General features: G+C 48.8%; 14 protein-coding genes. 1 reads left to right on the forward strand and 13 read right to left on the reverse strand.

All coding sequences use genetic code 11. The features are described 5' to 3' along the window. Positions 1–110: 110 nt before the first annotated feature. Both LI015_RS13620 and LI015_RS13625 read right to left on the reverse strand, forming a co-directional pair. Entirely contained in the window at positions 111–1,244 is a 1,134-nt protein-coding gene (locus tag LI015_RS13620; protein ID WP_002567372.1) for an aldo/keto reductase, read from the reverse strand. A gap of 39 nt (positions 1,245–1,283) precedes the next feature. Continuing rightward, positions 1,284–1,934: a YigZ family protein gene (locus tag LI015_RS13625; protein WP_227125364.1), complete on the reverse strand. Its 651-nt coding sequence runs from the start codon at positions 1,932–1,934 to the stop codon at positions 1,284–1,286. Between the two features lie 211 nt (positions 1,935–2,145). Here LI015_RS13625 and LI015_RS13630 point away from each other — a divergent pair, with 211 nt between their 5' ends. Then, positions 2,146–4,839 (forward strand): transglycosylase domain-containing protein, encoded by a 2,694-nt coding sequence (locus LI015_RS13630; RefSeq protein WP_002567370.1) that lies wholly within the window; start codon positions 2,146–2,148, stop codon positions 4,837–4,839. A 248-nt stretch (positions 4,840–5,087) separates the two neighbouring features. On the opposite strand, the gene spoVAE is transcribed toward LI015_RS13630, so the two are convergent. The 11 genes from spoVAE to LI015_RS13685 all read right to left on the reverse strand — a co-directional run bounded on the left by spoVAE (position 5,088) and on the right by LI015_RS13685 (position 13,322). Next, positions 5,088–5,441, reverse strand: coding sequence for a stage V sporulation protein AE (gene spoVAE / locus LI015_RS13635; protein ID WP_002567369.1), 354 nt, complete (start codon positions 5,439–5,441; stop codon positions 5,088–5,090). A gap of 12 nt (positions 5,442–5,453) precedes the next feature. Beyond that, entirely contained in the window at positions 5,454–6,476 is a 1,023-nt protein-coding gene (gene spoVAD / locus LI015_RS13640) for a stage V sporulation protein AD (protein WP_002567368.1), read from the reverse strand. A 100-nt stretch (positions 6,477–6,576) separates the two neighbouring features. Then, positions 6,577–7,623 carry a hypothetical protein gene (locus LI015_RS13645; protein ID WP_227125365.1) on the reverse strand — a complete coding sequence of 349 codons (1,047 nt, stop codon included), beginning with the start codon at positions 7,621–7,623 and terminating at the stop codon, positions 6,577–6,579. Then, positions 7,620–9,545, reverse strand: a complete 1,926-nt coding sequence (locus LI015_RS13650) for an AAA family ATPase (RefSeq protein WP_227125367.1) — start codon at positions 9,543–9,545, stop codon at positions 7,620–7,622. Before LI015_RS13650 ends, LI015_RS13645 begins: the two co-directional genes overlap by 4 nt. Positions 9,546–9,864: 319 nt before the next feature. After that, entirely contained in the window at positions 9,865–10,320 is a 456-nt protein-coding gene (locus tag LI015_RS13655; protein ID WP_002574452.1) for a SpoVA/SpoVAEb family sporulation membrane protein, read from the reverse strand. 99 nt (positions 10,321–10,419) lie between these two features. Next, a complete protein-coding gene (locus tag LI015_RS13660; protein WP_054354451.1) occupies positions 10,420–10,863 on the reverse strand; it encodes a stage V sporulation protein AB in 444 nt (147 codons plus the stop codon). Next, positions 10,850–11,476, reverse strand: coding sequence for a stage V sporulation protein AA (locus tag LI015_RS13665; RefSeq protein ID WP_002567359.1), 627 nt, complete (start codon positions 11,474–11,476; stop codon positions 10,850–10,852). Before LI015_RS13665 ends, LI015_RS13660 begins: the two co-directional genes overlap by 14 nt. Beyond that, the gene (locus LI015_RS13670) at positions 11,473–11,718 is read right to left on the reverse strand and encodes a hypothetical protein (protein ID WP_054354450.1); all 246 of its coding nucleotides are present in this window, start codon (positions 11,716–11,718) and stop codon (positions 11,473–11,475) included. Before LI015_RS13670 ends, LI015_RS13665 begins: the two co-directional genes overlap by 4 nt. Positions 11,719–11,806: 88 nt before the next feature. After that, positions 11,807–12,520, reverse strand: a complete 714-nt coding sequence (gene sigF, locus LI015_RS13675) for an RNA polymerase sporulation sigma factor SigF (protein ID WP_002567357.1) — start codon at positions 12,518–12,520, stop codon at positions 11,807–11,809. A gap of 5 nt (positions 12,521–12,525) precedes the next feature. Then, the gene (gene spoIIAB, locus LI015_RS13680) at positions 12,526–12,960 is read right to left on the reverse strand and encodes an anti-sigma F factor (RefSeq protein ID WP_002567356.1); all 435 of its coding nucleotides are present in this window, start codon (positions 12,958–12,960) and stop codon (positions 12,526–12,528) included. Between the two features lie 20 nt (positions 12,961–12,980). After that, the gene (locus LI015_RS13685) at positions 12,981–13,322 is read right to left on the reverse strand and encodes an STAS domain-containing protein (RefSeq protein ID WP_002567355.1); all 342 of its coding nucleotides are present in this window, start codon (positions 13,320–13,322) and stop codon (positions 12,981–12,983) included. Between the last annotated feature and the right edge of the window lie 92 nt (positions 13,323–13,414).

The following is a 13,414-nucleotide window of genomic DNA, read 5'->3' on the forward strand; positions in this document are numbered from 1 at the left end:
TTATATACGTCTACAGCCACGGTTTTATAGTATAGCATTGGTGTGTTGAGATTGCAAGGTATTTTACACCATTTCCGCTGATTCCCGCTGTTTTTCCCTGTCACGGCGCCCTATTTGGCCGGCTCAAACACCTCTGCTATTTCCTTCATGTGCTGTACAATGGGCAGATGCTGGGGGCATATGGCCTCACATCTGCGGCAGCCGATGCAGTCCCCGGCTTTCCCGTATCTGCCCCCATAATTCTGGTAGTAGCCCCTGGAATTGGATTTTTCCCCAAAGAGGCTGTACTGGTTGTAAAGAGAGAAATACTTTGGTATGGGAATCTGCTTCGGACATCCCTCCACACAGTACTGGCATGATGTACAGGCAATGGCTGTGGCGGACTGGATGATTTCTGCCGCTCTGGCCACAATGCCTTCCTCCTCCTCGGTCAGGGGAACAAAGTCCTGCATATAGGCTGTGTTGTCCAGAAGCTGGCTGTAATCAGACATGCCTGACAGCACCATGATGACGCCCTCGCGGCTGGCGGCAAAACGGACGGCCCAGGATGCAGGCGTCATGCCGGGAGCATGTGCCTCCATCAGCTTTTCGGCCTCCAGGGGCACATCCGCCAGGGTTCCGCCCTTGACCGGCTCCATGACAATGACATCCTTCCCGTATCTGCGGCACACCTCGTAGCACTGGCGGGACTGGATATTGGGGCTGTCCCAGTCTATGTAATTTAACTGCAGCTGCACAAAATCCAGCTCAGGGTGTTTTGAAAGAATCTCCTCCAGAAGCTCAGCATCCGCATGGAAGGAAAATCCGATTCTGCGGGCCTTTCCCTCCTCCTTTTTCCTGCGGACAAAGGCAAACGCCCCCAGACGCTCAGCTGTTTCATAATATGACCTGGACATATTGTGGAGCATGTAGTAGTCAAAATAGGAAACACCGCACTTTTCAAGCTGTTCCTGGAAAAACCGCTCCATGTCCGCCTCCTCTTTCAGGTGGCTGAGGGGCAGCTTATCCGCCAAAACATATCTGTCTCTGGGCCAGCGATCCACCAGGGCCTTTTTTACCGCTCTCTCGCTCTCGTATTTGTGGTACATGTAGGCAGTGTCAAAATAAGTAAATCCCCTTTCCATAAAGGTATCCACCATCTTGCAGACCTGCTCCAGGTCCACTGACGCCGGATCCTCCTGATTTAACACGGGCAGCCTCATGGTTCCAAATCCCAGCTTTTTCATTTTAATCTCCATCTCCATTATCACATTCCTCCTGTTTTTTACTAAACACAATTCCTCTTAAAACACCACCAGGCCGCTGTCGCCAAGACCGTAGTATACCTCGCCCTCTCTCCGGATAACAGCCTTTCCTGCGGTCCCTTCTATAATCTGGGCCGTGAATCTTCCCTCCTCTGCCATGGGAATCAGGAAGGTGAACACGGCTTTATCCGTATACTGGGTGTCCAGGGTGTCGATCCCGCCCTGGGCCGCAATGTACTGAATCTTTCCCACTCCGTTATAATCCGTGGTGATGTTCAGACGGACAGCCAGTCTTTTCTCCAGGATAACGCAGTTTTTCATTCCTTCCTTGACAGCCCCGGAATATGCCCGCACCAGTCCCCCTGTGCCCAGCAGGGTACCTCCGAAGTACCGGGTTACAACGGCACACACATCGTGGAGCTCCGCCCCTGCCAGCACATCCATCATGGGTTTTCCGGCTGTCTGGGACGGCTCCCCGTCGTCGCTGCACCGGGCGGTCTGCCCCCTGTCCCCGATGATATAAGCAAAACAGTGGTGCCTTGCATCCCAGTATTTCTTTCTGATTTCCTCTATAAAATCCAGGGCCTCCTCCTCTGAGGATACCGGGCACAGGTCCGCTATGAAGCGCGACTTCTTCTCCACCAGCTCTCCTGAGCCTCCCTTGTACAGAATTTTATAACTATCTACCACTTTTACGGCTCCTTTACAGTTATTTGTGGGTTACCATCCCCACCTTTCGACATTTTTTACCTATTTTTTATCATAATATAGATATCAGGCGATGGCAAGGGCATATTTAAACCTTTTCAATTTTACAAAACTGGTGTATAATCTACAGGATAGGTATGAGGGTCCGCAGGGGGGCGGATTTCATTCAGATTATGTACGAAAAGGAGAATCTATGAACTATGGAAAGTACGAGGCTGAGCGCAGGCTTAAGTCTCTCCACTCTAAATCGGGCAAATACGCTTCACGGCTGCTCCTTAATATATTTAAGGCGCTGTTTGTCCTGTTTTTATTTCTGGCAGTAGTGGGTGCATCCATCGGTTTCGGTATGGTTAAAGGCATTATAGATAATGCCCCTTCCGTTGATATTCTAAATATTCAGCCCAGCCGTTTTGCCACTGCGGTATACGACTCTGCCGGAAACCTGACAGATACCCTGGTCACCAGCGGCTCCAACCGTGAGGAAGCCACCTACGAGGAACTTCCAAAGGATTTGATCAACGCATTCGTATCCATTGAGGATTCCCGTTTCTGGAGCCACAACGGAATCGACATCCGTTCCATCGCCAGGGCCGTAAAGGGCATTGTCAGCGATGACTATGCGGGCGGCGGAAGCACCATAACACAGCAGCTCATCAAGAACAACGTGTTCTCCGGAGGTATGGAATCCGGCTGGGGGGCCAGGATTGAGCGAAAACTGCAGGAGCAGTACCTTGCCGTTCAGCTGGAAAAGAATTCAGGCATGAGCAAGGAAGATACAAAGAAGCTGATTATCACCAACTATCTCAATACCATCAACCTGGGCAACAACACCCTGGGAGTAAAGGTGGCGGCCAAACGCTATTTCAATAAGGACGTTTCCGACCTGACCCTCTCCGAGTGTACTGTGCTTGCATCCATCACCAAGAATCCCTCCAGACTCAATCCCATATCAGGACGCGAAAACAATGCGGAACGCAGGAGAATCGTACTCCAGTATATGTATGAGCAGGGTTATATCACCAAGGCCCAGCAGGAGGAAGCCCTGGCCGATGATGTATACGACAGGATACAGAACGTGGATACAGCCGCCAAGGGGACTAACAGCCATTACAGCTATTTTACGGACGAACTCATTGAGCAGGTCATCAGTGCCCTGATGGAAAAGCTGGATTACACGGAAAGTCAGGCCAGCAATCTTCTTTACTCCGGCGGGCTTCAGATTTATACCACCCAGGATCCGGCCCTGCAGGCCATTGTGGACGAGGAGATCAATAACCCGGACAACTATTCTGTTGCCAAGTATTCTGTGGAGTACAGGCTTTCCATCACTCACGCAGACGGCACCACGGAGCATTATTCAGAAGAAAACCTGCGCACCTTCCGCAAGAGCGTGCTGGGAGATTCCTCCTTTGAGGGACTCTACGCCTCCAAGGAAGCGGTCCAGGACGACATTGACCAGTATAAGGCATGGCTTTTAAAGGATGGCGATGAGATCATCGGAGAGCGCCAGAACCTGATTTTACAGCCCCAGGCTTCCTTTGTTCTCTTAGACCAGCACACAGGCGAGGTCAAGGCACTGTGCGGCGGCCGCGGTGAAAAGACGGCCAGCCTTACCTTAAACCGCGCCAGCAACGTATACCGCCAGCCGGGCTCCGCCTTTAAGGTAATCACTGCTTTTGCCCCTGCCCTGGACGCATGCGGCGCTACCCTGGGCACGGTTTACTACGACGCGCCTTATACCATAGGAACGAAAACCTTCAGGAACTGGTGGAATTCCGGCTATGGCTTTACCGGTTACTCCAGCATCCGGGACGGCATCATCTACTCCATGAACATTGTGGCTGTGCGCTGTCTTATGGAGACAGTCACGCCTCAGCTGGGTGTGGAGTACGCAGAAAACATGGGCATTACCTCCCTTACAAAGGACGACCTGGGAGCAGCCACTGCCCTGGGCGGCATCACAAAGGGTGTTTCCAACCTGGAGCTGACCACGGCCTACGCCTCCATTGCCAACGGCGGCGTTTACACAAAGCCACGATTCTTCACCAAGATACTGGACCACAACGGAAAGGTACTCATAGACAATGAACCGGAGACAAAGCAGGTGTTAAAGGATTCCACTGCCTTCCTTTTGACGGACGCCATGTCCGAATCCATGAAGAGCAACCGCAAATTCACCCGCCCGGGCGTGTCCATCAACTCCACCAGCACCCGTGCTGCCCTGACAGGCATGACTGCGGCCGGCAAGAGCGGCACCACCACCTCCAACAACGATGTATGGTTCGTGGGCTACACGCCTTATTATACCGCCGGCATATGGGGCGGATGTGACAACAACCAGAAGCTTAAGCACGGAGGCGTGAATAACGGCGGCACCACCTTCCACAAGGACATCTGGCGCAACATCATGAACCGGGTCCATGAGGGCTTGTCAGACCCGGGATTTGCGGTGCCGGACAGCATTGAGACCGCGGAAATCTGCCGCAAATCCGGCAAGAGAGCTGTCTCCGGTGTCTGCAACCACGACCCCAGAGGGAATGCGGTCTATACCGAATATTTTGCAAAGGGAACCGCTCCCACGGAAGTCTGCGACAAGCATGTGGAGGTTACCGTATGCGCGGAGTCAGGCATGCGCCCCACTCCCTACTGCCCCACTAAGACTACCAGGGTATGCATGACGCTGCCGGAGGGCGAGGAGGGAGCCACGGACGATTCCGTATTTGCCATCCCGGGCTACTGCACCATACACTCCGACGTTTCCACTATTATTCCGCCAAACACCGGCGATTCCGATAATACAGGGCCTACCGTGACACCTATCGGTCCGGGATACCAGTCCCCGCAGGAATCCACGGAAGGGTTTGGTCCGGGGAACCGGCCTTACTAGAAATAGATTTAACTGATTTCAAAAACCAGTATTAGCAGAAATAACAGACAGAATTAGCAGGCGGATATAAAGGCATGAAAAAACCGGAATCCACGTTGTCATATGACAGGTGTGTTCCGGTTTTTTGTTGTTTTGTTGCTACTTTTTATTTTGCTAACGCCCTTATTCTGCTGACGCCCTTTATTCTGCTGACGCCCTTTATACCGCCGTTACCTTCATTTCATTCATGCTTACCAGATTCATTTTCATCACTTCATCTTCGGCTTAAACACAAGGGATGCCAGATAACCGAATACCAATGCGCCGCATATTCCCGCGGAACTGGCCGTTAATCCGCCCTTAAAGATACCCAGAAGCCCGTCCTCTCCGATTCCCTCCTTTACGCCTTTCCAGAGGGTGTTTCCAAAGCCCAGAAGAGGCACGGTGGCTCCTGCCCCTGCCCATTTGGCAAAGGGCTCATAGAGCCCTATGGCTCCCAGTATGGCACCGCTGACCACCAGGGTGACCATGACCCGCCCCGGCATCATCTTTGTTTTTTCCAGCAGTATCTGCACCAGGGCGCAGATGATTCCTCCCACGATAAACGCTTTTAAATAGTCCATGTCATTTCCTCCTTAACTGTCTATATGTTCAATGACGACTGCATGGGCAATGCCCGGTATGCTCTGTCCTTCATTGAAGCTGACCGAGGACAGCAGGGCACCTGTGGGGACAAATAAAACCCGCTTCCATGTGCCGTCCTGTACCTTGGGGAGGATGTAGGAGCAAAGGGTGACAGCGGAACAGCCGCATCCGCTTCCGCCTGAATGGGTGTCCTGCTGTTCCTTATCGTATATCTCCATACCGCAGTCCATGTGAAGCTGGCTTAAGTCCCTTCCTTTATTCTTCATAAACTCCAGCAAAATGGTCCTTCCCACCTCTCCCAGATCCCCGGTAATGATTTTATCATACCAGGTCTCATTGACCTGAAAATCCTCCAGGTTCTGCTCAATGGTGTGGAATGCTGCCGGAGCCATGGCTGCTCCCATATTCATGGAATCCTTGGCGCCCATGTCCACCATGCGTCCCGTTGTGATGCCTGCGATGCGGGCCATACCATCCTTCCGGTTTCCGGCCAGGACCACGGCGCCGCAGCCCGTTACAGTCCATGTGGCAGAGGGCGGCCGCTGGTTCCCATAGGCCAGCGGAAAACGGAACTGTTTTTCCGCAGTGGCAAAATGGCTGGACGCCATGGACATAACCTGGTCCGCGTATCCTGCGTTGACCGCCATTGCCCCTAATCCCAATGCCTCTCCCATGGTGGAGCAGGCCCCGTATAACCCGAAAAGAGGGATCTCCAAATCCACAGTGCCAAAGGATGTGGCTATGAGCTGCCCCAGCAGATCGCCTGCAAACAGATAGCGCAGGTCACCCTTTCGTATGCCGCCCTTTTCAATGACCAGATCCGCGGTTTTCTTCTGCATGGTGCTCTCCGCCTGCTCCCAATTATCCATACCAAACATATCGTCCAGTTCCACCTCGTCGAACAGGCTTCCCAGAGGGCCTTCCCCCTCCTTTTTCCCAACGACGGAGCCAGCGCTTATGATGACCGGGGGATGTTCAAATTCAATACTTGCCTTGCCTTTCATTTGTCCCATTTCATGTACTCTCCTTCCTGTGACAGGATGTAATAATTACAGTATCCCTCGTTTCCGGAAAAATACTCAGAAATAGCAGCCTTAAGCTTTTCTAAATGGGTCAATATAAAACAGCACAATTCTCCTTCAGGTAAAAGTAAATATCTTTCTTCATTTTTGTCAATGGTGTATTCTTTTCATCCTCAGCCAAAAATGGATGGAGCACCTCTATGAATCTGTCATATCCCCCGAAAAGATCCGTATAGTTCTCGCAAAATATCTTGTTGTACTCTTCCCGGGAATAGTCTCTTATCTCGTTTTTTAACCGGTACACAATATCCCTGTGGGTCTCATATACCTCCTCCAGCCTAAATATTTTCTTAGACTGTTCAGCCCTCTTTCCCACTCCTTCGGACTCCTTCAGACAGATATGGATATCCTCTTCTGAAAAAGCATAAAGCTGCGGGACATCAGAAAAAGGAATCTGGAATTCCAGACTGCTGCTCGGATCCATATAAGGGTATAAATGAGCATCACTCTTACAGGAAACCTTATCTAATTTCAGTCTTGAGTTACATATTTGACAGCTGGGCACCATGTTGTGGATGTTCATGGACAAGAAAGGGAACTTGCTCACCGGATAATAATGGTCCGTATCCGTCGTGGTCTTTCTTATCCTTTTCCCTTCTGGGCTGACAGAATAGCTGGTAATATACTGCCTGTTACAGTACGGGCATACCTTTATGCCTATCTCATCCATAAATGTCTCCCTGGACCATGGACGGCCATCCTTTGTCTTGATGCGGGAGCTGCCGGAGAAATTTTGGTATCCTAAAATATAACGGATGTGTTTTACACAATTTTGTTTTTTCTCTTCGCTTATTTCAAACGTGAGCCCATCAAACAGATCTTCCAATGTCTCATCCGCCAGAGTATGGATATCTTCAGAGGTACACCACCTGATAATATTGGTAATCTGGAGCTCCTTACTTTCTTTTTTTATCATATCATGGTTTTCTAATATCTGGCATACCACGTCTATCTCTGTCATTGGGACTTCTTTCTTACAAAAACTCTTCCATCTGCCCGGTAATGTCTCTTCTATGTATTCTGCATGATAATGTTCCAGTTCTTTCCATTTATCTTTTTTTACCTCTATGTAAATCATCGGTCCCCCTTAGCTTCCGTGTTATGTTGTTTTCTCATATATTCTAATACTTTTCTGCGCTCCTCATCGCTGCTGCGCTCCCATTCCTCCATAAAGGAGACATGCAGAGGATTTTTCTTCATAATCCTGTTCTGCAGCTCTCTTCTGGCCACAGGATCGCCCACTGAACCGGCCAGATAGAGCAGTTCTCTCCTCTCCTCACTGTCATTGGTCTGAAAACGGTCAATCCTGCTTATTAGATTTCCTATCTTTTCCTTGGCAAACTCACCGATATTTCCCTTATCCATATAGAACACATCCAAAAACTGCATGGCTATATTGGCCCCAAAGGTAGGGCTTTCCATAGAACGTACCGTTGCATCCCCGGATAGCAGTATGACGTGTTCCTTCAGGATATCTGATAATACAATGGGAGAATGCGAAGTCACTATAAGCTGGAACCGGTATTCCTTAAAGCTTCCCAGCCAATCCAGAAGGAATTTCATGATTTTCTGCTGCCACCTGGGATGCAGTCCTGCATCTATCTCGTCTATGATAATCAGAAATCGTGTCTGAAGGGGATTTTTAGCCATGGCATCCGCTATGTAAGAAAACAGATTTAAAAGCGCCAGCTCTCCTGTAGAAACAGGTCCAATATCAAAACGTAAATTCCGTTTAAAAAAGGACTGAGGCTTTTTCAGTTCTTTCGAATACCATTCAACCAAATTTTTGATATCTTCAAAGTCCTGTACCCCCAGTTCCCAATCCTTCAGGTCCAGGTAATTTTTCTGGGCTCTATCCCTTTGCAGGCGTTCTCCCATCTGACTAAAATATTTGTTCAGTATATCCAGGCAGCCCTTAATCTGAATTCCCCATCCCAGTTTTTCGATCCCCTTGATACTGGAAATAAGGGTCCGCAGATAGCAAATCGCCTCACAACCGGGATTAACTGCCCTATTTTTTATTTCTGCGAGTATTTCCCTTCCTTGTCTGCCATCATAACCACAGAATGCTAAATATATTTCTGCCACGCAGAGAATATAGATATTAAGCCAGAAGTTTTCTTTCTGGTCCTTCAGGACAGTTGTCCTCAGCATTTCGTAACATTTCTTTGCATCTGCCATGTGGGATGAGCTTTGGCTTTTGTCACGGACAGCGTCTGTTATCAAATCCTCGGCAAATTCCCTTATCTTTATTTCACAGCATTGAAAGATATCCAGTTCCTTTTTGATTGCCTCCGAAGAGGACATATACCCTTCTATGATTAACTCTTCCTGTTTTTTGATATAGGCCTGGATGTCAGACCTCTCCATTTCCTCGGCATACTTCTGTATCGGAACAAAATATTGATTGTCAAAGGTTTTGTAGCCATAGGTACCTTTTTTTGCATTTTCCCTGCTGGTTTTCAACAGTGCAGCAGGGGTATAGACCTGACGTGCCAGATAATTGTTCCTTCCTACATCCTCCAATTCATTGCTCCCGCATAACTCAGCAAAATTAAACATATTTGACAAATAGACCATGCTGAGTAAATTTGTATTCCAATCTCTTAATTCAAACTCAAAACCTGCTCCGGTAACATTTTGAACTTCAATTTGGTTTTTATATAGGATAAGCTCCCCGTCATCGGACACTTCTATCCAAAAAAAGGAATTTGCTTTCTTAATACCCGGATATTCGTAATTCATCAGCATCTGCGCAAAGGTTGTTTTCCCGCTTCCGTTTTCCCCCACAACGGCAGTTACACAATCAATATTTTTGCCATAAAAATCCTTTTGGCAGGCATACTCCTTATTCTTATTTATTTTAACACGAACCGATACAGGATACGCATTTTTAACAATATCCGTGGTAACCAGATACTCCTGGCTCAATGCCGCTCCATAACAGTGTCTCCTGTTCCCTTCAAAGTTACAGTACCATACATAAATCAATCTACCCATATCATTTCCACCTTATCATCATAGTTTAAATATTTCCCTTCCTCTACCGCGGAGATGCCTAAAACAACATAGTATTAATTATATCAGAAACATGCAAAAATTCCCATTATGATCACAATATTTTCCACATTCCTCATTATATATTCTATACTACCTCTATATCCCCTGCAAAATTCACACTTACCTCTTGCCTAATTTCCGAACCGCTATTTTGTAAGTTAAACATCTTCAGACATCAAAAAAGCAGGCTAATGAAATATTTCATCCATCATCCTGCTTATAAATGACCGAGTCAATTTTAATCCTTCCTAGCTGCCTATTAAAAAATCCCCATCCATCTGCCAACCCAGTAAATCAGCCCCAAGACCCAGCTGGTCAAAACTCCGTACAAAATCACCGGCCCGGCAATGGTAAATATCTTACAGCCAACACCGAACACCTCGCCCTCCGCGTGAAACTCGATGGCCGGCGCCACCACGGAATTGGCAAATCCTGTTATCGGCACCAGGGCGCCTGCTCCCCCGAACTTCACAATCTTTGGATAGATATTGAATCCGGTCAGCAGGATACTTAAAAGAATCAGCTCCAGCAAAGTCCAGGCCGCTGCTGTCTCCTGGTCCATACCCATGTTGTTCATCATGAAATTCAGGGCAAACTGTCCCAGCACGCAGATGATTCCGCCTACCAGAAAGGCCGCCGCCATGTTCTTTGCCAAGCTGTGGGTGGGAGTCACCTGTTTCACGTACTCCTCATACTTTTTCTTATCAATCTCCATTCGTTTACTCCTCTCAAAATCCGGCTGCGGACAGCCCTAAACCTTTTTGGCTCATCCTCTTTGGGGACATCCTCTTTAGGCTCATCCTCTTTGGCCACATCATCCCAGGGAGGCCATATGATTCCAGAAATATACCAGGGACCCCGCCATTTTCCCTGCCGCCAGGGCAAATATCAGATACTGAAGTCCCACGGCCAGGTGAATCCTCCGGCTGATGACCGGAAGTGCCTTTAGCGTCTCTGCCAGGGACATGACCAGACAGCCCACAAAAATCCCAACCGACAGTCCGAATACACATATGAAAAGGGTGCCGATATAGGGCCCCATATAGATGGGAAGCTCATAAATATCCAGTATATTTCCCAGGACCCCGCCCAGAATAATCACTGTCTCATACAGAAAAATATGCTTCCTGGTACCTGTCTTTCCCATGAGGCGCACAAACACGCCGATAATGGCCAGGAACGCATATACGCCGGCTGCAATGATGCCGCCGGCGCACAGACCGAAGAACGCCAGCAGACATTTTTTAAGTAATATCAATTTTGGACTCCTTTCTGCCGTCATTGGCAATCAGGGTCTTACTGATATTGTCCTCATAAAGGCGCATTTCCACCTCTAACGGCGTGGGGTCCGTATTCAGTTTTATGGCTGCGAAATGATTGAAGAAACCGATGATGCCCACGGCCAGACCAACCGAATAGCTAATCTCCAGCACAGTAAAACCTCCGGATTCATAGCCCATGACTAGGCTGAACACCTCGCTGAACACATCGGTGACGCTGACGTCATTGTTAAAGGTCATAATGGCAAATGCAGCGCCGAAAAAACACACCAGGCAGACAAATACAGTCTTGGTCCACTGCCAGATGTAAGCAGGCGGGGAAGGCGGTTTGTAGGCTATAATAAAATCCGTCTCCCCCACGTTGTTTACATCAATGGTGGAGTCCAGCTGTTTTAACTTGTTGATTACATCCAGGGCACTCATGATATAGCGCCGCTTGGCGTCCACCTTCACGGTCATGACCTTCATGGAGTTGCATTTATTCATCACATTCTGGTCGTCGCAGTAAACCTGGGCCACGTCCTTTAGGACAACGTCCTTGTGGGTCAGCTCCGTGATTTGACTTAGTTTTAAATAGACTGTATGGTTCATAGACCTCTTCCGCTCCTTTGGATTTCCTGCTGTCCGTACATCATGGACACAGGGTCAGTCACAAAGGCCGGACATACTTCCTCTTCCACGGAAGGCTCGTCCATCTCCTCCCATACCAGCGTCCCTTCCTTTTCATATCCCCTGTCTCCGAAACCTGAGGACAGATACCATACCAGGGCCCCTATCAGGAGAAGGGAGGCTATGACTGCAAGCAGTTCACATACTCGTTTACCAAAACCCATAAGAATCACATCCTTTTCAAGAAAAGTTAATTGGTTTCTGGTATCTAGTATGACTTCCATGGAACTTTTTATACCATAAGGCTTTTGTTTACAGTTTTTTCCTCATTTCTTTCAATATACGTTTTTCCAGCCTCGACACCTGTACCTGGGAAATGCCCAGCTCGCCGGCAATCTGGGTCTGAGTCTCATTGTAAAAATATCTGCGCAGAATGATTTCTCTCTGCTCTTCCTCAAGTCCCTCCATCAAATCCTTTAAAACCATTCGGTTTAACAAATCCTCATGGTCATTGTTGTCCTGGGCCAGGCGGTCCATGAGATAGGTGGAATTTTCATCTCCGCTGTCCGCCGGACGGTATAACGACTCCACCTCTGCCGCTGCTTCCAGGGACGCCGCCACTTCCTCACGGCTGGTTCCTAACCTGCCTGCAATCTCCTCAATGGTAGGTTCCCTTCCCAAAGCGTATGTCATTTCCTCCCTGGCGGCCCTGACCTTAACCCCCAGTTCCTTGATGGAGCGGCTGACCTTGATCATACCGTCATCCCTGAGAAATCGTTTAATCTCTCCTGTAATCATGGGCACTGCATAAGTGGAAAATTTCACGTCAAACCCAGTGTCAAATTTGTCAATGGCCTTAATCAGTCCGATGCTTCCAATCTGGAACAGATCCTCCATCTCATATCCCCGGCCTGAGAACCGCCTTACAATGCTCCATATAAGTCCCACATTGTCCATGACCAGCTGGTCTCTTGCCGCTTTATCCCCTTCGTGAGCCATATTGATTAATTTCATGGTCTCATCCATCGCCGTCACCTGCCGATGGATTTCTTCATTGTCACCAATGTGCCATGATTTGGTTCGGACTCCACCTCTACCTGGTCCATAAAGGCCTCCATGAAGGAAAAGCCCATGCCGGAGCGCTCACCTTCGGGATCCGTGGTAAACATAGGCTCCATGGCCTGTTTCACATCCGCTATACCCACACCGCAGTCCTTCACCGCCACGGTCAGGGTCCGTTCCTCCATATCTGCGGTCAGGTCCAGATATATGGTTCCCCTGTCTCCCCTGTAGCCATGTATGACTGCATTGGTCACTGCCTCGGATACGGCTGTCTTCACATCGTCCACCTCCTCCAGGGTGGGGTCCAGCCTGCTCATGAACACGGCGGTCACCACCCTGGCAAACTCCTCATTCCGGGAAAGGCTCTCCATTTCCAGCCTCATGTGTTCTCTGTTTGTCTCCATCTTCTTATCCTCCATCTTTTTCATCCCTTTATTGCTGATTCCCTGTCTTCATATCCTTTGATAAGGCGGCTTACACCGCCCATCTCCAGTATCCGCCTGACCTGGGGTCCTGCCCCGTAATAGGCCACGGTTCCCCGGCTGGCTGCCATCTGCTTATAACGGTTTAAAAGTACCCCGATGCCGGATGAATCCATAAATGATGTGTGTGTAAAATCAAATACAATCCGATTGATGTAATTCTCCGCCAAAAGCAGGTCCGTATCCCGTTTCAGGTTCCTGCAGTTATGGTGGTCCAGCTCTCCCGGAAGGTGAATCACCAGCATCTGCTCCCTGGCCTCATACGTAAACGTTGTCTGTTCCATCCCTCCATACTCCTTTCTCAGTGCCTATAAAATACAAAAAAAGATACCACAAAAGACATGTTTCTTATCTTCTGTAGTATCTTTCCTGAAAA

Source organism: Enterocloster sp. 210928-DFI.2.20 (genome assembly GCF_020554465.1).
Taxonomy (GTDB): Bacteria; Bacillota; Clostridia; order Lachnospirales; family Lachnospiraceae; genus Enterocloster; species Enterocloster bolteae.

Coding starts and splice junctions, on each gene's coding strand:
- LI015_RS13630 (WP_002567370.1), top strand. CDS start 2,146: ATGAACTATGGAAAGTACGAGGCTGAGCGCAGGCTTAAGTCTCTCCAC.
- LI015_RS13670 (WP_054354450.1), bottom strand. CDS start 11,718: ATGGGTTTTGGTAAACGAGTATGTGAACTGCTTGCAGTCATAGCCTCC.
- spoVAE (WP_002567369.1), bottom strand. CDS start 5,441: ATGGACTATTTAAAAGCGTTTATCGTGGGAGGAATCATCTGCGCCCTG.
- LI015_RS13655 (WP_002574452.1), bottom strand. CDS start 10,320: ATGGAGATTGATAAGAAAAAGTATGAGGAGTACGTGAAACAGGTGACT.
- LI015_RS13650 (WP_227125367.1), bottom strand. CDS start 9,545: ATGGGTAGATTGATTTATGTATGGTACTGTAACTTTGAAGGGAACAGG.
- LI015_RS13685 (WP_002567355.1), bottom strand. CDS start 13,322: ATGGAACAGACAACGTTTACGTATGAGGCCAGGGAGCAGATGCTGGTG.
- LI015_RS13665 (WP_002567359.1), bottom strand. CDS start 11,476: ATGAACCATACAGTCTATTTAAAACTAAGTCAAATCACGGAGCTGACC.
- LI015_RS13620 (WP_002567372.1), bottom strand. CDS start 1,244: ATGGAGATGGAGATTAAAATGAAAAAGCTGGGATTTGGAACCATGAGG.
- spoVAD (WP_002567368.1), bottom strand. CDS start 6,476: ATGGGACAAATGAAAGGCAAGGCAAGTATTGAATTTGAACATCCCCCG.
- spoIIAB (WP_002567356.1), bottom strand. CDS start 12,960: ATGGAGACAAACAGAGAACACATGAGGCTGGAAATGGAGAGCCTTTCC.
- sigF (WP_002567357.1), bottom strand. CDS start 12,520: ATGGATGAGACCATGAAATTAATCAATATGGCTCACGAAGGGGATAAA.
- LI015_RS13645 (WP_227125365.1), bottom strand. CDS start 7,623: ATGATTTACATAGAGGTAAAAAAAGATAAATGGAAAGAACTGGAACAT.